Here is an 18,559-nt window from a genome sequence, read left to right on the forward strand (position 1 = left end):
ATGCTCGTGGCCTGAAGCCTAAGATTGTTATTTGGGCTGCACCCCGAGCTGCGGACACTGTTCTTCCACCCAAAGATTGGGACCCAGTGATGGTTTACGATTTAAATTATAAAGAAGACTCGATGGGACGTGAATACGCCCAGGCGAGTGGTGCGAATTATCAGACTGGTCTGACGATGTTTATTGCTCAGGCCCAATTGCAGCGCACCTTCTGGCAACAATGTGAGGAGAATCCATGAGTGCCAACCAATTCGGTTCACGTTTCGTAGTCACTTCGTTTGGTGAGAGCCATGGAGTCGCCCTAGGCGTCGTTATTGATGGATGCCCTGCGGGCGTAACATTTAGTCAGGCTTTGCTTGAAAAAGAAATGATTCGTCGTCGCCCTGGCCATCATGGCTCCAATCAAGTTGTGTCTGGTCGCAACGAAGCGGATATGCCAGAAGTTTTAAGCGGTATTTTTGATGGGAAGACTTTAGGCACGCCGATCGCTATGATCGTTCGCAATCAAGATGCGCGTTCGCAGGATTATGCCAGAATCCAAAATGCTCCTCGTGGGGGACATGCTGACGATATGTGGAAAAATAAATTTGGTCACAGTGACCATCGCGGTGGTGGACGTTCTTCGGGACGTGAAACTGTCGCTCGAGTGATGGCTGGATCTGTGGCGCGCATGATGATGGCTGAAGTCAGCGCTCCGACAAAGGTGATTGGTTATGCTTCACAGATTGGTCCATTCCAGCTGACTCAAGAGGAACGTGCACAGGTTGCAGATAAAGATATCGATTCCTTCCAAGCACGTTTTCCTTCGGCAAGACAAAATGAAGTTGCGGAGCTTTTGAAAACAGCGCAGGAAAATGGCGAAAGCCATGGTGGCATTGCAGAAATCCTGATTCAAAATCCACCGGCTTACTTAGGTCAGCCTGTATTTCATAAGTTGAAGTCCGATCTTGCGCAGGCATTCTTAAGTGTTGGTGCTGCAAATGGATTTGAATTAGGACTTGGATTTGAGTCCGCTTCAGTGAAAGGTACAAATTTTCACCAGAGCAGTCAGGATGTTTACGGCGGTATTCGCGGTGGCATTTCGACAGGGGAATCAATTTTACTTAGAGTTTCATTCAAACCTACAAGTTCCATCTTAGACGTCGCAAAAAAAGGTCGTCATGATCCGTGCATCGTCACCAGAGCCATTCCTGTCTTGGAATCCATGACATGGTTGGTGTTGGCAGATCACTACTTATGGGCTAAAACAGATCGCATTTAAAGCCATCGAGGGAGGCATCATGGTATCCGATATTTTCAATCCAGAGTGGTGGACAGAAGTTCCTGAATTCAAATTCCAAGACATCACTTATCATCGCGCCAAAGGACAAGGCACAGTTCGTATCGCCTTCAATCGTCCTGAGGTTCGCAATGCCTTCCGTCCACAGACAGTGGATGAGCTTTACACGGCTCTCGAGCATGCGCGTATTACTCCTGACGTCGGTGTTGTGATTATCACTGGTAATGGCCCTTCACCAAAAGATGGTGGCTGGGCATTCTGTTCCGGTGGTGACCAGCGCATTCGCGGTAAAGACGGTTACAAATACGAAGATAAAGAAGTTGCTGGCAAGGCGGATCTTGCGCGTCTTGGTCGTTTGCACATTCTTGAAGTTCAACGATTGATCAGATTCATGCCGAAAATCGTAGTGGCAGTTGTGCCGGGTTGGGCTGTGGGTGGTGGTCACTCTTTACATGTGGTGTGTGATTTGACTTTGGCAAGCCAAGAGCACGCGGTGTTCAAGCAAACGGATCCGGATGTGGCAAGCTTTGATAGCGGCTACGGCTCTGCTTATCTTGCTCGCATGGTGGGTCAAAAACGTGCGCGAGAAATTTTCTTCTTGGGTCGCAACTACTCTGCGCAAGAGGCTTTCGACATGGGCATGGTGAACGCCGTTGTTCCTCATAAAGATCTAGAAAAAGTGGCGCTTGAGTGGGCTTACGAAATGAATTCAAAAAGTCCGACAGCAATGCGCATGTTGAAATATGGATTTAATTTGATCGATGATGGTTTAGTGGGCCAGCAGCTATTTGCCGGTGAAGCGACACGCTTAGCCTATGGTACGGAAGAAGCAGTCGAAGGTCGTAATGCTTTCGTAGAGAAACGTCCAAAAGATTTCTCTAAGTTCCCTTGGCAGTATTAGCGCCTGAATCTGACTGAATACATCTAGAAAGGTTCAACAAACAGGAGGAGAATAAGAGCTATGAAAAGGTCTTATCTTCTCCTTTTTACTTTGATCTTCGCTTTGGCAGGATGTCCCACAAAAAAGACCCTCCCTGATCCAAAACCTCCTGAACCAAAAGTTGAAGAGCAGCAAAAACCAAACGCCTACAATTGGCGTGACGTGGTCGAAATTTTGCGGGGAACGGCTCCCTTGGTAGGCCCAGCTCCATGGTTCTATGAAATGCTAGCCTAAGAGCCATTGACTGAGATTCAGCAACACCTACACTTAAATAGTGGACGATATTTCAACTCTTCAAAGCACTATTGATGCTTTACCAATTGATTTGAATTTTAGCGTATCAGCTTTGATCGCGGGTTTGCTATTCAGCACCGTGGGTCTTTGGCTTTTTCGTCACGGAAAGAAAAACGAGAATAAACGCAATTATTGGTCGGGAATTGTCTTGATGGTTTATCCCTATTTCGTTCCGGGAGCTCTCGCAAATTGGATCATCGGCCTTGTCGTTTGTGGTTACGTTTTCTATTGGTGGGATTAACACGAAGTCCTCTCATATAAAGATCATTTGTGAATCCAGTCGTTTTTTCCCGGAGCAAACTTTCGCAATGAGAATTACATTCTAATGCTTCTTAAGATACGATGAAGATCTTGAAGAAGGAATCCTGCCTGATGACGACCCGTCGTGATGTTTTGAAATATGTAAGTGGATTGTCTTTGTCGTTATTGGTCGATCCTTTCTATCGTTCTGCATTTGCAAATTCAAAATCTGAAAATACACAAGATAGTTGGGAAACTTCTGGCTTTGTCATGGGATCAGGAATGAAGGAAAGACGTCTTCATGCTGATCAACTTTGTCCATGTGAAGGTGCACCAGGAAATATTATCGCAGGAAATTTTTCGGGCACGAAATTCAAAAGTATTTCGACTCAATTTTTGCCACATCAGATTGTGCAAAACCCTAGGAACCTTGAACAGCTTTTTGCTTTTCAAAAATGGGGCGAGCACGGAATTGAAGTTTCTTTGTCGTCTGAAAAAACACAGGCATTAGTGCTTCCTAAAGATCACTATTTTTATGGTCATGCTGTGATGTCACCTGGTGGTGATCACGTTCTTGTGGGCGGTATGGATCAAGCGCGAGCTGTTGGCGTTTTGCTAGCCTATCATACGAAAACATTAAAGCTTGAAAACATTCAGCTGACGTATGGGGTGCATCCCCATGATATGCAATTGTCTTTGGATCAAAAGCATCTTTGGATCGCCAATTCCGGGGCGACACCAAAGTTTCGAAAAAAATTAAAACCTAAAGAAGATATCACCTTGATCTCGAATATGGCGCGTATTGATTTAGCCTCCGGAAAGCTTGTCGAACAGGTCCTTATGGATCATGGCGATAAAATGTATGCGCATTTCGTGATCGTAGACGAAGGCAATTTCATCTGCTTTGGTTTGACAGGAGCCAAAGAAGGCAGTGAAACTCTGCCCTCTGCAATGGCAAGTATCAAAGATCAAAAGGTTGTAGACTTGATGGCAAATCCGATTGTGGCAAGTGCTGTTGGCGAAGCCTTGAGTGCAAGAAAAACGTTAGACGGTAAGAAGATCGTGGTTACATTGCCGCTAACAAATGCCATGGCGATTCTGGATATTAATGGCCAGCCTATAAGGATGATCCGTAATATTGAATCACCGAAGTCGCTATTTTACAGCCCAGATTCGTCACTTTTGATAGTGTCTCAAATGAATGGTCCAATGAAGGCTTATTCTTCTCGCAATGATAGTCTATCTTCTCTAGGTGGTATCGCCGGCATCAAAGGGGCTAATGCTTCGAAGTGGCTTGGTACTGGATCGCACGGCACAGAGATCATCTGGCCTGCATAAAAAAAGCCGAACGATCTGTTCGGCTTTTTAAAATTAAAATCAAATTTTATCAGGCGCTTTACTTAACAGTGCCTTTGTAGATGTAAGCGATTCCACCAGTTAAAGAGATGTATTCCATCTTTGAAAACTGACCACTTTGTCTCATAAGATCCACAAACTCTTCACGGCAAGGGAAAGCTGCAGAAGATTTCTGCAGGTATTCGTAAGCATCTTTTTGACCTGTCACAAGGCCGCCAATTTTTGGCAAGATGTTTTGAGAATAGAAATTGTAAAGCGGACCGAATACAGGAATGTTCACTTGACCGAACTCAAGAACCATCACATGACCACCTGATTTTGTCACGCGTCCCATCTCTTGCAAAGCTTTGACTGGATTTCCAACATTGCGGATACCAAAAGAGATGCTTGTGATGTCGAAGTTTTTATCGTCATATTGAAGTTGAGTCACATCAGCTTGTTCGAAAGCAATATCAAGGCCGCGCTCTTTCGCTTTGCCCGGAGCGGGGATCAACATCTCGGCACAGAAATCAGTTCCAATAACAGAACCGCCAGTGCCCACAGTTTTTTTGAATTCAATTGCAAGGTCACCAGTACCAGTTGCGCAATCCAAAACTTTGTCGCCGGCTTTTGCACCAGCATATTTTACAAGTTTCTTTCTCCACAAGTGGTGAATGCCCATAGAAAGCACGTTGTTTCCTTTGTCGTAGTTTGCCGCGACTTTAGAAAACATAGAACGAATAATTTCAGGATTTGGAGAATGCTTAGTGTGCATGAACTGTTGCCCCTTGGTGTGCTTGGTGAAGAGGTCTGTCGATAGCAGTCAAAATTTTATCGAGTTTTTTCATCATTGTGCTGAAGTCACCCAAAGTGAGTGCCTGCATACCATCAGAAAGAGCCTCTGCTGGACGAGGATGAACTTCCACAATGATACCATCGGCGCCCACAGCTGCCGCTGCGTAAGCAAGATCTGGAACCAATGCGCGAATACCTACTGCATGAGAAGGATCAACGATCACAGGAAGGTGTGTGTTTTTCTTCGCATAAGCTACAGCATTCAAGTCAAGAGTGTTGCGAGTCGCATTTTCGAAAGTACGAATGCCACGCTCGCAAAGGATCACGTTCTTGTTTCCGCCGTGAGTGACGTACTCAGCCGCTTTAATCCATTCGTTGATGTAAGCTGCAAGACCACGCTTCAAAAGAACGGGTTTGTTTTGCTTTCCAAGCTCACGAAGAAGTTCATAGTTCTGCATGCTGCGAGAACCAACTTGGAAGCACTCAACAACGTCATAAACTTCAGCGATTTGACGAGCATCAGTCACTTCAGAAACCAAGCTCATGTTGAGTTGTTTACAGATGTCTTTTACAAAATTGAAAGCAGAAGGGCCAAGGCCTTGAAAATCTTTAGAAGATGTTCTCATTTTCCAGATGCCGCCGCGAAGAAGGTGAGCACCAGCTGCTTTAACTCCCTGAGCAGTTTCCAAAAATTGGGAAGGACTTTCGATGGAACAAGGACCCGCGATAACCGTGAAATTGGGACCACCGATATCGAACCCGCCGACATTGACTATTTGGGTTGAGGGACTTGTTTGCATAGTTTGAATTTCCATAATACGAACTTCTTCTAACTCATCCGAAATTTAGGATGAAATTTGAGGGCCAATTGTGGATCGGCAGAATAGCATAACGCTTCAGAGCTTTACAAACTTTTTGCAGTCAGGGGCCCTTTTGCGCCATAAGGGACAATGGACGCTGATTGAAGGGCCATTTGCTCCTGTAAAAAATGCCAATACCCAAGGAATTTCAGTATTTTGGCCGGATTTCTATGCGCCAGAGGAAGGTCGCTTTTGGCAGGGCTCCCACACGTACCACCTAACAACTCCGCAAGTGCAGCAGATTTGTGAGCTCTATTTGCAAGAGCACAAGGTAACTCAAGGTCCCCTAAGTAAAGCCTCCTGGAGTGATCCACAGAAAGAACATTTCGTAATTGCGCTGAATTCAATGCTCGAAAAAATTCGTCACGATGAAATTCAAAAAGCAGTTCCTGTTGTGTTCGCAAGAACCGCGCAGGGTGTGAATTCTGCGGATCTTGTACAAATGCTTCTTGCCGCAAGCAAAGCGCCTGACACACTTTTCATCCATGGATTTTGGCAAAACAGTGAAGGCGTTTTAGGAGCGACTCCGGAAGTGCTTTTTGATTTTGAAAGTGGTGTTTTGAAGACCATGGCTTTGGCAGGCACATGTCCAAAAAGCGAAAGCACAGAACGCGAATCTCTTCTGAAAGATCCGAAAGAAATGCAAGAGCATAACTTTGTTGTCGAGGATCTGAAGAATCGCCTGTCAAGTTGGGGCACAGTTAAGACTCATGGGCCGTATATTTTAGAACTTCCGATTTTGTATCATCTAAAAACTGATTTCGAAGTGGTTTGTCACACGACGCCTGATTTCCGTCAGTTGGCAGAAGAGCTTCATCCGACACCTGCTTTAGGAGTTGCTCCTCGTTCGGCGGGTTACAAATGGATGTCGCAGTATCCGGGACAAGAGGGACGTCGTGGCTACGGAGCTCCTTTTGCTTTCATTGATGCAAATAAGGCTCTGTGTCTTGTCGCCATTCGAAATTTGCAGTGGAATAAAAACGAAGCCATTATTGGTTCCGGTTGCGGTATTGTTGCAGCCAGTGAACTAGAGCGTGAGTGGCGTGAACTCTTTCAAAAACGATTGTCAGTGAAAAAGGTTTTGGGGCTTGATTTATGACGAACATGGAACTTGCGGCGAAAATCGTCCAGGAATTAGTAGATACCGGAGTGCGCGAATTTGTTTTATGCGCCGGAGCCCGCAATAGTCCGTTGGTGACGTTGCTTGACGAAAATAGAAGCCTTAAAGTTTATACTTTCTTTGAAGAGCGTTCTGCCGCGTTCTTTGCCTTGGGTCGAATTGCAAGTACTCGTCGTCCTGTCGCTATCATGACAACGTCCGGAACTGCTGTTGCAGAACTTTTGCCGGCAGCGGTTGAAGGAACTTATTCTTCATTGCCTTTGATCATGATTACTGCCGATCGTCCGAAACACTATCGTGGCACGGGCGCTCCGCAAACAATTGAACAGGTCGGCATTTTTTCTTACTACAATGAAGTGGCTTTGGATTTGGATGCGGAAAATTCGCATTTATCTTTCAAAAGTCTTTCATGGAAAAAGCCCATTCACGTCAACGTCTGTTTCGAAGAGCCGTTGATCGATGGCCCTGTTCCACAAATCAAAATTCCTGCGGTTTCAGAAAGAACTAAGCTTCCAGGCCAATTGCCCCTAGGAACATTGAAGGAAATGGAAACGTTTTTGAATACGCATAAGCCACTGGTGCTTGTGGGTATTTTGCCTGAGAAAGCATACGGCACTGTTCTTGAGTTCTTGAAGCAATATAAAGCTCCGACATATGCGGAAGGCATTTCAAGCTTGCGTGGTCATCCAGATCTTCGCGATATCTTGATTAAGTCGGGTGAGCAAATGATCCATCGTATTTTGAAATCCGGCGAATGCGACTCGATTCTTCGCATTGGTGGTGTGCCAACGGTTCGTTTGTGGCGTGATCTTGAAGACCAGTACAAACATATCCCGGTATTCTCTGTCGGGTTCAATCACTACACTGGCTTGAGTCGTCATATTCAGCATGTGAATTCATTGGATTTGTTAAGCCAGGTAGAGTTCTCTTCCGTTCAACACTCGAACGTGACCTTGAATTTCGATGACACTGAAAAAGCCAACAAAGTAAAAGCGCTATTAGAAAAATATCCGTTGTCAGAGCAAGGAATGATTTATTCAATTTCGAAAAAAATGAAAGGTGGATCGGTTTACCTTGGAAATTCATTGCCGATTCGCGAGTGGGACTCTTGTGCTGACTTGGATTCTCTGCCGATGCGCGTGGCTGCAAATCGTGGCGCCAATGGTATCGATGGACAGATCTCGACATTCATGGGATGGGCTCATTCGGAAACAGAAAACTGGTGCCTTGTTGGAGATTTAACAGCGATGTATGATTTGTCGTCACTTTGGATAACTTCACAGCTTGAGACACAGAAGTTGCGTGTTGTTGTGATTAACAATGGTGGTGGCCAGATCTTCTCTCGTATGTTTAAGAAAGAGATTTTCATAAACAAACATCAGATTTCTTTCGAATCCTGGGCAAAGATGTGGAATTGGTCTTATCAGCAGTGGCATAATGTTCCTACAACTATGGACTTAGCTGACAGACAGATTATCGAACTGAACCCCAATGCGGAACAAACGCAGGAATTTTGGAAGGAGCTGGACGCTCTGTGGAAAGAGTAAATCTTTTCTTTCTTCATGGATTTTTAGGAAAACCTTCAGACTGGGAGGCTGTGAAAGCGGCTCTTCCCAAGCATGACCATATTCGTATTTATTCCCCGGATTATTTCAAAGAAAAAAATCTTTCTCCACAACACAGCTTCAGTTCGTGGGCGCAAAACTTCAACCGCTGGGTGCAAATGGAAACTCACGGCGCTGATCGCAATATCTTAGTAGGTTACTCGCTAGGAGGACGCTTAGCGCTGCATGCCCTCGAGCAAAAGCCCGCACTTTGGTATAAATCCATTTTGATTTCTACAAATCCGGGCTTCAACGATCACTTTGATACATTCAATCCGATTTCGGATGAACGACGTCAGCGTTGGATGAACGATTCTTATTGGGCCGAAGAATTCCTGAAATCTTCGTGGGATACTTTGCTTAAAAATTGGAATGCACAGCCTGTTTTTGGGGGTGGCAGCAACGAGCCCTCGCGCAATGAAAAAGAATACTCTCGCGAGTTGCTGGGCTTGGCGCTGACTCAGTGGTCTTTGGCACAACAAAAGAACATGCGACCGTTATTAAGTGAAGTGAGTGGCAAAATTCTTTGGACTGTTGGTGAGCGCGATGAAAAGTTCATGGAGCTGACCCGTCAGTTGCAAGAAGCAGTGATTAATTTAAAAGTGGAATTGATTCCTGAAGCATCTCATCGAGTGCTCTTTGATCGTCCCAAAGAGCTCGCAGAAAAAATCAAACTATTGATTCATCAACTTCTTTGATGCGTCGTTGATCCAAGGCAAAAACTTACCAACGTTCATGTAGATGGACTTTTCAGAACAGAAGTCCTTCTGATCGATATAATTTTGCTTTTCGTCACCGCTAAGCTCTTTAGGTACCGTCCAAACAATCGCAGAAGCGACACCGATCACGTAATCAACATTTTGATAGTTGATGATCGCAGGACCGCCTGAATCGCCATTGCAAATGCCTTGGCCATTACTTTGATCCACACGAAATTGCGCAAAATTTGGATTCACAGAAAGCACCGTCAACTCGACAGAGCGAAGAACACCAGTACCGACGGTATCACTGTCAGAAGTTGGCTTTTTGCCGCTTGTGCGACCGTATCCCAATGCTTGGAATTTCATGCCTTCGACTGTTGAGATCGTTGTGCTCGGCAGGTGAATAGGTTGAAAGCCTGCTGGCAGGCCACCCGTGAAGCGAATCATCGCAAGGTCACTCCGGTCATCAGTGCTGGCCTTGTTATAGTCTGTGTGTATTTCTACGTTGCTAGCCATACGCAGATCGTATGCGCCAGAGATCGGGCTCAAGCCAAAAGCAATGGTGATAGTGTTCGCAGGCTTACTCACGCAGTGAGCTGCCGTCAAAATCAAGCTGTCAGAAATGATCGTACCCGTGCAAGTCGAATTCGTAGCGCTATTATCGATTAGAGCCACATATTTCGCCAGAGGATCACCATAGGCAACTTCCGTCCCTCCAACGATGGAGGAACCAGAATTTTTTTGTGCGAACTCGCCAGAGTTATTCTGGCATCCGCATAGAATAAAAACGACTAAAGAGCCGACGTACCACTTCGTTTTTGTCATACAAATGAAATAACAAAAGGGCCGCTGGTTGAATAGCGGCCCTTTTGGGATTGAAAAAATTTTTCTTGTAGAGATTTACTTGGCTGCAAGTCTGTTTGGATCAGTCAAAGAAGTCGTCAATTGTTTAGCTGCTCGATTCAGCCAAGTTTTGTGAAAAAGCAAGCTTGTATAAACCGAGTATTGAGAGCAATTGTTTCTTGGATCTTGGTCACCGCGGCTAGTAACACCCCATAGGTACAACTTTCCGCCAATAGTCACGTAAGCAGGGCCTCCAGAGTCACCATGACATGCGCCGGTGCCTTTAGTTTGATTCAATTGAATTTCAGACGCTGCGTATTTTGCGTTTGAAACAGTCACAGTCGTTTGGCGAAGAAGACCTGCGCCCGTCATATCAACAGAAGCACAGTTCGTAAGAGCTTTTGGATCATCACAAACAACTTTGCCTGATTGGATATCCGCAATCAAATCTGGGTAAGTTTTTACGTCGATTGGCGTTTCCTTAACCAAGTTTACACCGTAACCAGCAAGAAGAACGCTTGTGCCGTTCTTAATTGCAGTCGCGTCCGTCAAAAGATTTGCAGGAGCATAAGAGGCTGGAGTTGTACCGCTATAGTGCAACAAAGCAACGTCACCATGGTCTTTGTCTGCATTTTGGCGGGACGCCCAGTAAGGAGAAACTGCAACTTTATCCACTGGAAGAGCTTGGCTTTCTTGAGCAGAATCCATGTCTGGAGCGAAAACTATAGTCATGTAATCGTCTACGCAGTGAGCGGCAGTAACAACCAAGTTATTTGGAAGAAGAGAACCTGTGCAGATTGCTCCGCCTTGTTCGCCTTCGTGGCTTGAGTAGATGCCTACGATGCTTTTTGAAAGAGAGCTGCTTCCGCTAACCTCTGTACCGCCGATAATATCTGATTGATTTGCAGAAGTAGCGTCGATTTGTGAAGAGCCGCTGTTCGAAGGACCACAAGCAGCTAGTGAAAGTGTTGAAAGAACCCCAACTAAAAGACTTTTGTTCAACCCCACTGAATCCCCCCGGATTAAGTTCATCGCGCTGTGCGATGCGTGAAGTGAATAAACCCAATTTGGAACCACTTTACAACAATATAATACTTATGGATGACATAAGGATTCCGGAGGGGAATCCTTATGCTGAATTTCTTACAGGTTGCGGAAGTTGTCTGTGGCTTCTATTAGAGCTGAGCGTGTTCCAGGCTCTGCAGCTGCATGCCCGGCATCTGCGATGATTGTAAATTTTGCTTCTGGCCATGCCTTGTGAAGTTCCCAAGCGGAAGTCGCAGGGCACACAACATCGTAACGACCTTGAACTATAGCGCAAGGGATGTGGCGGATCTTGCCGACATTTTCCAGCAACCAGTTGTCGGTGGCAAAGAAGGCATTGTTGGTGAAGTAGTGGCATTCGATACGGGCAAAGCTGAGTGCGTATTCAGGGTCGTCGAATTCATCAACGGCTTTTGGATCTACATAGAGTCTTGAAGTAGCAGCCTCCCATTTGCTCCACGCTTTAGCGGCTTCTAAACGGATTGCTGCATCTGTGTGAGTCAGGCGTTTATAGTAAGCTGCGACCATGTCGTGACGTTCATTCATTGGGATTGGCTTCAAATATTCGTCCCAAACGTCAGGGAAGATATTTGAGGCGCCTTCTTGATAGAACCATTTAATTTCAGAAGGACGGCACAAGAAGATTCCGCGCAAAACTAAAGCCTTTACGCGTTCTGGATGAGTGATCGCATACGCTAAAGCCAGTGTCGAGCCCCAGCTTCCACCGAAGACGACCCATGTGTCGATTTTTAGGAATTCACGGATAGTTTCAGTGTCCTTGATAAGATTCCAGGTGTCGTTGTCACGAAGCTCTGCACATGGAGTCGACTGGCCTGAACCACGTTGGTCGAATAAGATGATGCGATAGTTTTGTGGATCAAAGAAACGACGATGATCTGGAGCAACTCCGCCACCTGGGCCGCCGTGAAGGAAGACCACTGGTTTTCCCTGCGGGTTGCCGACTTCCTCGTAATAAAGATTGTGAATTTCAGAAACTTTGATGAAGCCTTTATTGTAAGGCTCGATTTGTGGATAGAAATCGCGAAGTGCCATGGCTGGAAGTCCTTTCTAATCTGAAGAACTAAGTTTTACGCCATCCTACTTTTTGAGTCCACTCTTGAAATTCTTCATAACGCTTTTGTGGATTCGGTGGATGGTATTCTCCAGTCAGGGGAGTGATGACGAGGCTTTCCAATGGTTCCAGGTCCATAGAAGCTCTGCGTTCATTAAGATGTTCTTCGTCTTCAACATCAGGATATCTCATGATGCCGTTTTCGTCCCAGTCCGCATAAGTGGCATAAACTTGCTTGCGCCCTTCGTAGACGCAAATGCGATCTACGAGATTTGCGACGTAAGCTTTGGGGACTTTGTTAGCGCGTGCAAGATCGACAAGACTTGCTTCTTGGGCGCGTAAAAATTCGGGATCACTGATGGCGTGAAGGATAATCTTTAGCGCAGCCGTGCAAGCCTCCTCGCCGACAAGATCCATTGTCGGGAAGGTGTCTTTCTCTTCGAGAATTTCTTTAAGGCGTTGGGCGTGTTTAAGATGCATTTTCTCCATCGCGGGATGATAGGCCGTATGGAAAAGCTCACCTGTAGAAGCTAGGGTCGTGCGAAAAGCTTCGTCTTCACGAATCAGATGAGTGAGTTCTTCGCCGATTTCTTTCCAGCTTTTAGACATGATCGAAGAAATCCTTTTTGAAGCGGGCTTTTTCGTTTTCTGCGATAAAGCTTGCGTTGAAGGCTATTTCATTTGCACGTTTGAAATCTTGCAAGGTGAAGCCATGGACTTGATGAAGAACATCATAATCATCGGTCAGTGTTGTCGCAAAAACTCCTGGGTCGTCGGAGTTGATTGTTACCAGAATACCGTTCTCAATCAATTTGCGAATCGGATGACTTTCATAAGTCGGGAAAGATTGAGTGAGGAAATTACTGATCGGACATACTTCCAAAGGAATTTTTCGATCGCGCACGAATTGCATGATGATAGGATCGCGAATGATTTGAATGCCGTGTCCGATGCGTTCGGCTCCAAGAATTTCGACGGAGTCTTTCACCCACGTTGCGGCTAAGTGGTTTGGAGCCTCGCCAGAGTGAACTGTAATTCGCAAGCCCGCTTTTTTTGCTTTCTGGAAAAGAGGAGCAAAGATTTTTGGATCGAAGTTTTCTTCATTATCGGCCAAGTCTAATGCGATGAACGTGTCTTTGTGGTCGATAGCGAAATCCACGACTTTCACTGCATCTTCGTAGGATTTTGTTCTTTGGATAATGCAAATCAAGCCCACGGCCATTGGGAGACGCTTTTTCGCCATCTCGAGGCCCTTCACTAAAGCAGTGTGGATTTTTTCGAATGAAAGGTGCTCGTGATCTTCGGCAATAAATGTTGGAGCATAGCGAAGTTCTAGAATGCGAACTCCATCATTAAATGCGTCTTCGCAGACTTCAAAGGCAATACGGGTCAGGATTTCCTCGCTGGCGAGGATTTTTTGTGCGTTGAGAAATTTATTAAGCACAGAGCCAAGATCTTTCATGGGCTTTGTGATCAAAAATTGGTCCTTTTGTCCCTGAGCTGTCAGAGCCAATTCAATGCCTACTTGGGGTGCCAATTCGACCAGAGTGCTCCAACGCACCGAGCAGTCCAAGTGCCTGTGCAGATCGACTTTTAAGAGGTCTCGAATATTCTGTGAAAAGAGCTTTTGCATTTGATGTTCCTCGTCGGGGGAAGTACAACTTAATCCTATGACAGAACCTATCCAAATCAAAACAAAACTCGCAGGCAATCCTACTCAAGAACCTCAATTTAAAAGCTTTGTTAAAAGCAAAGATGGACGCTCTATTCCAGTAGCGGACCCACGCTCGACAAGAGCATTGGTGTCGTTGATGGATATGAACGCCGTTCTTGGTGGAGCAGCCTCCCACTACGGTGGTCCTGCCGCATTTGCAGAGTTGATGTCCGCGATGCACGCGCACGTTTTCGACGTTGCTACCCGCGAGAAAAAACAATGGTTCGATCTTTTCCATCTTGTGAATGATGCAGGTCACTGTGAAAACGGCCTTTATGCTTTGAAAGCAAATTATAACATGGCGGGTTTGACACTTGAGAGTCTCAAGAAATTCCGCTCGATCGAAAGTGGATTGACGGGGCACGGTGAGGTTCACTGCTTCCCTGAGGGTGTTTTCGTTTCCAACGGTCCATTGGGTTCCGCTTTCCCGCAAACTCAAGGTCTTGCGATGGCTGAAGCTTTCTCTGGGAAGAATCGTGTGACAATCACGGCGATTTCTGACGGTGCCAGCATGGAAGGTGAAGCGAAAGAATCTTTCGCGGCAGTTCCGGGATTGGCGCAAGCTGGGAAAATGGCTCCGTATGTTTTGATTATCAGCGATAACAATACGAAGTTGTCAGGTCGTATTGATCAAGAATCATTCTCGATGAATCCAACTTTTGAGTCTTTGAAATCATTGGGCTGGAAAGTGATCACTTTGCCTGAAGGTAATAATCTTCAGAAGTGTTACGATGCGATTGTTGAAGCAGTGGAAACTGCCAAGGCAAATCCAAAAGTTCCAGTAGCGATCTGGGCGAAAACAGTTAAAGGTATCGGCACGAAGAAAACAGCAGAGTCTGCTTCGGGTGGTCACGGTTTCCCTTTGAAGTCTCCGACTGAATTGCCAGCGTTCCTATCTGAAATCTATGGCGGCGAAGCTTATCCATCTGTTTTCGACACTTGGATTAGCGAGTTGAATAAATGGGAAGCTGATATCAAGGCGAAGGCCGTCAAAGATTCCGGCGAGAAAATCCAAACGGGTATTTCTTCTGCGATGATTCGCGCTCGTAAAGCCGGTCTTCCGGTTGTGTCTGTGACGTCGGATCTTCCTGGTTCAACAGGTGTGGCTGGTTTCAGAAAAGAATTTCCTCAAGATTCATTCGATGTCGGTGTCGCTGAAAGCAACATGGTTTCTACCGCAGCGGGCTTCTCTAAATTGGGATACATCCCGGTTGTTGATACTTTCGCACAGTTTGGTGTGACGAAAGGGGCATTGCCTTTGACGATGGGGGCTCTGTCGGAAGCTCCGATCATTGCGGTGTTTTCGCACACGGGCTTCCAAGATGCGGCTGACGGAGCCTCTCACCAGGCTTTGAGTTATATGGCGATGGTCGCTTCGATCCCTCACGTGGATGTTTATTCCTTGTCTTGTAGTGAAGAGGCTGATGCTTTGATGTATGCGGCAATGGAAAACTTTGCGAAAGATCGCAAAGCGGGTCGTGTTCCGCACAGCTCGATCTTTTTCTTGGGTCGTGAAAACTTCCCTAAGACTTACGTAGCGGGTGCTGCCTACGATTTGAAGAAAGCGCAAATCCTTGTTGATACAACGGCAGGAAAAGCGAAATCGGTAACAATCGCGACGACAGGCTCTTTGGTTCCGCAAGCGTTAGAAGCTGCGAAACAACTTGAGGGCCAAGGTGTTGGTGCTGTTGTTGTGAACTGTGCAAACGTAAATCATGTGGATGTCGAGACATTCAAGACTGTGCTTGCAAAAACTGGAGGCCGTCTAGTGACTGTTGAAGATCACCAAATGATCGGTGGCTTCGGTCAAATGCTTTGCCATGGCTTGTTGCAAGGTCGTGTGGAATTCAAAGTGAAATCTTTGGGTGTTCACGGTCAGTTCGGTCAAAGTTCTTATACAGCTCTAGAGCTTTATAAGAAACACAATATCGATGCATCTGCGATCGTAACAGCGGCGCTTTAAATTTATTAATACAGAGTTAGGAAAGATCGTCACAGCAATGTGACGGTCTTTTGTTTTTTCAGGAGATACAAATGTTTGCAGGTATTCCCGGCATCTGTGCAAATCCAGATGCAGAAACCAAAGGTTACATCTTTAATCACACGATGCTTCGTGTGCGCGATCCAAAGACGTCTTTGGATTTTTACACTCGCATTTTAGGTATGAAATTGATCCGCAAAGTGGATTTCGCTGACTGGAAATTTTCGCTTTACTTCTTGGCCTACGTTCCAGAGGGCACCGTGATTCCCGAGGGTGACGGTTCCGAGAATGCTCGTTATGTGAATGGTCGTGAAAGCGTTCTAGAGCTGACCCATAACTGGGGGACGGAAGAAAAAGCGGAAACTCCTTACCATAATGGCAATACAGAGCCACGTGGCTTTGGTCACATCTGTGTGACTGTGCCTGACATTAAATCTGCCTGCGCACGTTTTGAAAAATTACATGTGCCATTCCAGAAAAAATTGGGCGAAGGTGGGATGAAGAATATTGCCTTCATTAAAGATCCAGATAATTACTGGGTCGAGATTGTTCAGCCAGGTTTGCTGTAGGGAAATAAAAAAGGCGCTGGTAACAGCGCCTTTTCCTTTTAACGAATTAGATTTCGCAATGATTAAGCTGCTTTTGCATCGTCATGAGCGAATTGCGCCATGTGACCCATTTGATCCGCAGAGAATGCAGATACGATATCCACCAAGATAACAACTTTATTATCTACTTTACCCATGCCGCGAACAAAAGACATTGAAGCTTCGTTGCCTAGAACAGGTGAGGGTTCGATTTGGTTTTCTTGAAGATCAACAACCTCTTTAACAGAGTCTACGATCATGCCGACTTGACCGATTTCAGTGTCGATGACGATGATGCATGTATCGCGAGTTGTATCCTGTGCATCCATACCAAATTTGATACGAAGATTCACAACAGGAATGATTTTACCACGAAGATTCATCACACCTTTTACATAATCAGGAGTGCGTGGAACAGGGGTAATTTCACCAAACTGATTGATCTCACGGACTGTCTCAATTGCGACACCGTATTGTTCGGCCATTAATTGGAAAGTGAGATATTGGCCTGGCTTTGCTTTCAAAGATATATCGCTCATAGGTTTGCCTTTCAAAGTGGTCTAATTCGACTCCCTTTACTTTTCGAAAGAAACCTCACTGGACTTAAGGGATTTTTCCAAAGTTGTTAAAATTTATTAAAGTCCCTCGTGTCCGCCCCAGTCTGAGACAAAGGGCCTAAGGACTAGATCAAAATGATTTAGTACTTCTCTGGACTAAGGAAGGAAATAGCTCTGTTCTGAAAGCGCCGATAGTTTCAGTGATTAAAAGTACTTAAACGCGTTCACTGTACACGGAGCAAGTAATGAGCGGAGACAATTCTTTCTTTGAAGAACTGCAAATGGATTTTCTAAATGAGTCAGCATTCATGCTGGAACAATTCGAAGAATCAATGATCAAATTAGAAACCAGTGAAGAACCTGCAAAAGATCTTACAGATATCTTTCGCGTAGCCCATTCAGTAAAAGGTGGTGCAGCAGCGGTAGGTCTGATGGATTTAGCGAAATTCGCGCACGTGATGGAAGATCTATTGGATCTTCTTCGCTCGCGACCTGAGTTGGTAAATCCAAATGCCATTTCTTTGTTGCTGAAATCAGGCGATGAGTTGAAGAATCGTATTTCTTCTTTGCAAAAAGGCCAGGGTGGTCCATGGGATACATCTGAACTTGTTGCGCAGTTGATTGAAATTACCGAATCTCTTTCTGGAAAACCTTCGAAGCGTGGTGGTGCTTGTGCTCCGGCAACTGCTCATGCAGACGATGAGGTGAAAGAACAAGCTCCGGATGATTTCTTCGCAACTCCCTCTGCGGAAACATCTGCTCCTGAAGAAGATCACACAAATCATGACTTGCTGGCAGAGCTTTTGGCACAATTATCGCCGGAAGATCAAGCAGAGTTCCAGGCGAAAGAAGAAGCAGAAGCTGCGGCAAAGAAATCTGCAACGCCAGCTCCGGTTCCAACTCCAGTGTTGGAAGAGCCTGTGATGTCAGCTCCAGCCGCGCAAGCGGCGCCTGCACCTGCACCGGCAACTCCGAAAGCAGTGCCTGCTGCAGAGAAGCCGGCTTTGAAAGCCGTTCCAAAGGAAAATCCACAACAACCTCCAGCGGCGGCCGGTGGTAATGGTGGTGCGAATAAAGCAGCGGCGAAAAATGCTGTCAGCTCTATCAAAGTAGATACAGGTCGCGTGGATTCTGTATTGGATGCAGTGGGTGAGCTTGTTGTTTTGAAAAATCAGCTAGTGCATGACGAAACTGTTCGCAGCGGTGTGAATCTTCGTTTGGAAGCCATCGTTGACCAATTGGATAAAGCAGTTCGTGAATTGTACGAAAAAACTTTGAGCATCCGCATGACTCCGTTGAAATCTATGTTCATCAAGATTCAACGTATCGTGCGTGACGTGTCTTTGACTTTGGATAAACCTGTCGATCTTCAATTGATTGGTGAGGAAACAGAGGTTGAAAGAACCGTTTTCGAGCTTTTGGGCGATCCTCTCGTTCACTTGGTGCGTAATTCGATGGACCACGGTATCGAGAAAAAAGAAATTCGCCAAGAGCGCGGCAAACCGGCGACTGCTAAAGTCACTGTGTCTGCGAAACAAAATGGCGGTAACGTTACGATTGAAATCATCGACGACGGTGGTGGTATCAATCGTG

19 protein-coding genes and 1 pseudogene are annotated in these 18,559 nt (G+C 45.7%); 12 read left to right on the plus strand and 8 right to left on the minus strand.

Annotated elements, in window-relative coordinates; all coding sequences use genetic code 11:
• The 6 genes and pseudogenes from VF412_RS00005 to VF412_RS00030 form a co-directional block, all read left to right on the plus strand.
• Window positions 1-239: pseudogene (locus VF412_RS00005) on the plus strand (shikimate synthase); the annotation flags it as partial.
• Window positions 236-1,261, plus strand: a complete 1,026-nt coding sequence (gene aroC / locus VF412_RS00010; RefSeq protein ID WP_331337132.1) for a chorismate synthase — start codon at window positions 236-238, stop codon at window positions 1,259-1,261. The pseudogene VF412_RS00005 and the gene aroC, both read left to right, overlap by 4 nt.
• A gap of 19 nt (window positions 1,262-1,280) precedes the next feature.
• Entirely contained in the window at window positions 1,281-2,180 is a 900-nt protein-coding gene (locus VF412_RS00015) for a 1,4-dihydroxy-2-naphthoyl-CoA synthase (RefSeq protein ID WP_331337133.1), read from the plus strand.
• A gap of 60 nt (window positions 2,181-2,240) precedes the next feature.
• On the plus strand, window positions 2,241-2,453 hold the full coding sequence (locus VF412_RS00020) for a hypothetical protein (protein WP_331337134.1): 213 nt from the start codon (window positions 2,241-2,243) through the stop codon (window positions 2,451-2,453).
• Between the two features lie 40 nt (window positions 2,454-2,493).
• On the plus strand, window positions 2,494-2,754 hold the full coding sequence (locus VF412_RS00025) for a hypothetical protein (protein ID WP_331337135.1): 261 nt from the start codon (window positions 2,494-2,496) through the stop codon (window positions 2,752-2,754).
• A gap of 101 nt (window positions 2,755-2,855) precedes the next feature.
• A complete protein-coding gene (locus VF412_RS00030; protein WP_331337136.1) occupies window positions 2,856-4,091 on the plus strand; it encodes a DUF1513 domain-containing protein in 1,236 nt (411 codons plus the stop codon).
• A 58-nt stretch (window positions 4,092-4,149) separates the two neighbouring features.
• On the opposite strand, the gene ubiE is transcribed toward VF412_RS00030, so the two are convergent.
• Window positions 4,150-4,863: a bifunctional demethylmenaquinone methyltransferase/2-methoxy-6-polyprenyl-1,4-benzoquinol methylase UbiE gene (gene ubiE, locus VF412_RS00035; protein WP_331337137.1), complete on the minus strand. Its 714-nt coding sequence runs from the start codon at window positions 4,861-4,863 to the stop codon at window positions 4,150-4,152.
• On the minus strand, window positions 4,853-5,698 hold the full coding sequence (gene aroF / locus VF412_RS00040) for a 3-deoxy-7-phosphoheptulonate synthase (protein ID WP_331337138.1): 846 nt from the start codon (window positions 5,696-5,698) through the stop codon (window positions 4,853-4,855). Before aroF ends, ubiE begins: the two co-directional genes overlap by 11 nt.
• A 118-nt stretch (window positions 5,699-5,816) precedes the next feature.
• On the opposite strand from aroF, the gene VF412_RS00045 reads away from it, so the two are divergent.
• Genes VF412_RS00045 through VF412_RS00055 form a run of 3 tightly spaced genes read left to right on the plus strand, consistent with a single transcriptional unit; the run spans window position 5,817 to window position 9,165 of the window.
• A complete protein-coding gene (locus VF412_RS00045; protein ID WP_331337139.1) occupies window positions 5,817-6,842 on the plus strand; it encodes a chorismate-binding protein in 1,026 nt (341 codons plus the stop codon).
• On the plus strand, window positions 6,839-8,410 hold the full coding sequence (menD, locus tag VF412_RS00050) for a 2-succinyl-5-enolpyruvyl-6-hydroxy-3-cyclohexene-1-carboxylic-acid synthase (protein WP_331337140.1): 1,572 nt from the start codon (window positions 6,839-6,841) through the stop codon (window positions 8,408-8,410). The genes VF412_RS00045 and menD overlap by 4 nt, the downstream gene beginning before the upstream one ends.
• Window positions 8,398-9,165, plus strand: coding sequence for an alpha/beta fold hydrolase (locus VF412_RS00055; RefSeq protein WP_331337141.1), 768 nt, complete (start codon window positions 8,398-8,400; stop codon window positions 9,163-9,165). The genes menD and VF412_RS00055 overlap by 13 nt, the downstream gene beginning before the upstream one ends.
• On the opposite strand, the gene VF412_RS00060 is transcribed toward VF412_RS00055, so the two are convergent.
• The 5 genes from VF412_RS00060 to add all read right to left on the minus strand — a co-directional run bounded on the left by VF412_RS00060 (window position 9,142) and on the right by add (window position 13,760).
• Complete coding sequence (locus VF412_RS00060; RefSeq protein ID WP_331337142.1) at window positions 9,142-9,993, minus strand: S1 family peptidase; 852 nt, start codon at window positions 9,991-9,993, stop codon at window positions 9,142-9,144. The two genes, VF412_RS00055 and VF412_RS00060, sit on opposite strands and share 24 nt — an antisense overlap.
• Before the next feature lie 75 nt (window positions 9,994-10,068).
• Window positions 10,069-11,019 carry a S1 family peptidase gene (locus VF412_RS00065; protein ID WP_331337143.1) on the minus strand — a complete coding sequence of 317 codons (951 nt, stop codon included), beginning with the start codon at window positions 11,017-11,019 and terminating at the stop codon, window positions 10,069-10,071.
• A 135-nt stretch (window positions 11,020-11,154) separates the two neighbouring features.
• Window positions 11,155-12,108 (minus strand): prolyl aminopeptidase, encoded by a 954-nt coding sequence (gene pip, locus VF412_RS00070; protein WP_331337144.1) that lies wholly within the window; start codon window positions 12,106-12,108, stop codon window positions 11,155-11,157.
• Window positions 12,109-12,136: 28 nt separating this feature from the next.
• Complete coding sequence (locus VF412_RS00075; protein WP_331337145.1) at window positions 12,137-12,736, minus strand: DUF6624 domain-containing protein; 600 nt, start codon at window positions 12,734-12,736, stop codon at window positions 12,137-12,139.
• A complete protein-coding gene (gene add / locus VF412_RS00080) occupies window positions 12,729-13,760 on the minus strand; it encodes an adenosine deaminase (RefSeq protein WP_331337146.1) in 1,032 nt (343 codons plus the stop codon). Before add ends, VF412_RS00075 begins: the two co-directional genes overlap by 8 nt.
• Before the next feature lie 37 nt (window positions 13,761-13,797).
• On the opposite strand from add, the gene VF412_RS00085 reads away from it, so the two are divergent.
• Both VF412_RS00085 and gloA read left to right on the plus strand, forming a co-directional pair.
• Window positions 13,798-15,804, plus strand: coding sequence for a transketolase C-terminal domain-containing protein (locus tag VF412_RS00085; protein ID WP_331337147.1), 2,007 nt, complete (start codon window positions 13,798-13,800; stop codon window positions 15,802-15,804).
• Window positions 15,805-15,875: 71 nt separating this feature from the next.
• Window positions 15,876-16,391: a lactoylglutathione lyase gene (gene gloA, locus VF412_RS00090; RefSeq protein ID WP_331337148.1), complete on the plus strand. Its 516-nt coding sequence runs from the start codon at window positions 15,876-15,878 to the stop codon at window positions 16,389-16,391.
• A gap of 62 nt (window positions 16,392-16,453) precedes the next feature.
• Here gloA and VF412_RS00095 read toward each other — a convergent pair whose 3' ends face one another.
• Entirely contained in the window at window positions 16,454-16,948 is a 495-nt protein-coding gene (locus VF412_RS00095; protein ID WP_331337149.1) for a chemotaxis protein CheW, read from the minus strand.
• Between the two features lie 263 nt (window positions 16,949-17,211).
• On the opposite strand from VF412_RS00095, the gene VF412_RS00100 reads away from it, so the two are divergent.
• Window positions 17,212-18,559 (plus strand): chemotaxis protein CheA (locus VF412_RS00100; RefSeq protein WP_331337150.1); only part of this gene is annotated, 1,348 nt, incomplete at its 3' end.

This window comes from Bdellovibrio sp., from assembly GCF_036384735.1.
Taxonomy (GTDB): Bacteria; Bdellovibrionota; Bdellovibrionia; order Bdellovibrionales; family Bdellovibrionaceae; genus Bdellovibrio.

What these genes read in the sequence shown, in the direction of transcription:
- VF412_RS00075 (WP_331337145.1), bottom strand. Translation starts at nt 12,736, where the DNA reads ATGTCTAAAAGCTGGAAAGAAATCGGCGAAGAACTCACTCATCTGATT.
- aroF (WP_331337138.1), bottom strand. Translation starts at nt 5,698, where the DNA reads ATGGAAATTCAAACTATGCAAACAAGTCCCTCAACCCAAATAGTCAAT.
- VF412_RS00085 (WP_331337147.1), top strand. Translation starts at nt 13,798, where the DNA reads ATGACAGAACCTATCCAAATCAAAACAAAACTCGCAGGCAATCCTACT.
- VF412_RS00015 (WP_331337133.1), top strand. Translation starts at nt 1,281, where the DNA reads ATGGTATCCGATATTTTCAATCCAGAGTGGTGGACAGAAGTTCCTGAA.
- add (WP_331337146.1), bottom strand. Translation starts at nt 13,760, where the DNA reads ATGCAAAAGCTCTTTTCACAGAATATTCGAGACCTCTTAAAAGTCGAT.
- VF412_RS00020 (WP_331337134.1), top strand. Translation starts at nt 2,241, where the DNA reads ATGAAAAGGTCTTATCTTCTCCTTTTTACTTTGATCTTCGCTTTGGCA.
- VF412_RS00060 (WP_331337142.1), bottom strand. Translation starts at nt 9,993, where the DNA reads ATGACAAAAACGAAGTGGTACGTCGGCTCTTTAGTCGTTTTTATTCTA.
- VF412_RS00030 (WP_331337136.1), top strand. Translation starts at nt 2,856, where the DNA reads ATGAAGATCTTGAAGAAGGAATCCTGCCTGATGACGACCCGTCGTGAT.
- menD (WP_331337140.1), top strand. Translation starts at nt 6,839, where the DNA reads ATGACGAACATGGAACTTGCGGCGAAAATCGTCCAGGAATTAGTAGAT.
- pip (WP_331337144.1), bottom strand. Translation starts at nt 12,108, where the DNA reads ATGGCACTTCGCGATTTCTATCCACAAATCGAGCCTTACAATAAAGGC.
- VF412_RS00095 (WP_331337149.1), bottom strand. Translation starts at nt 16,948, where the DNA reads ATGAGCGATATATCTTTGAAAGCAAAGCCAGGCCAATATCTCACTTTC.
- aroC (WP_331337132.1), top strand. Translation starts at nt 236, where the DNA reads ATGAGTGCCAACCAATTCGGTTCACGTTTCGTAGTCACTTCGTTTGGT.
- gloA (WP_331337148.1), top strand. Translation starts at nt 15,876, where the DNA reads ATGTTTGCAGGTATTCCCGGCATCTGTGCAAATCCAGATGCAGAAACC.
- ubiE (WP_331337137.1), bottom strand. Translation starts at nt 4,863, where the DNA reads ATGCACACTAAGCATTCTCCAAATCCTGAAATTATTCGTTCTATGTTT.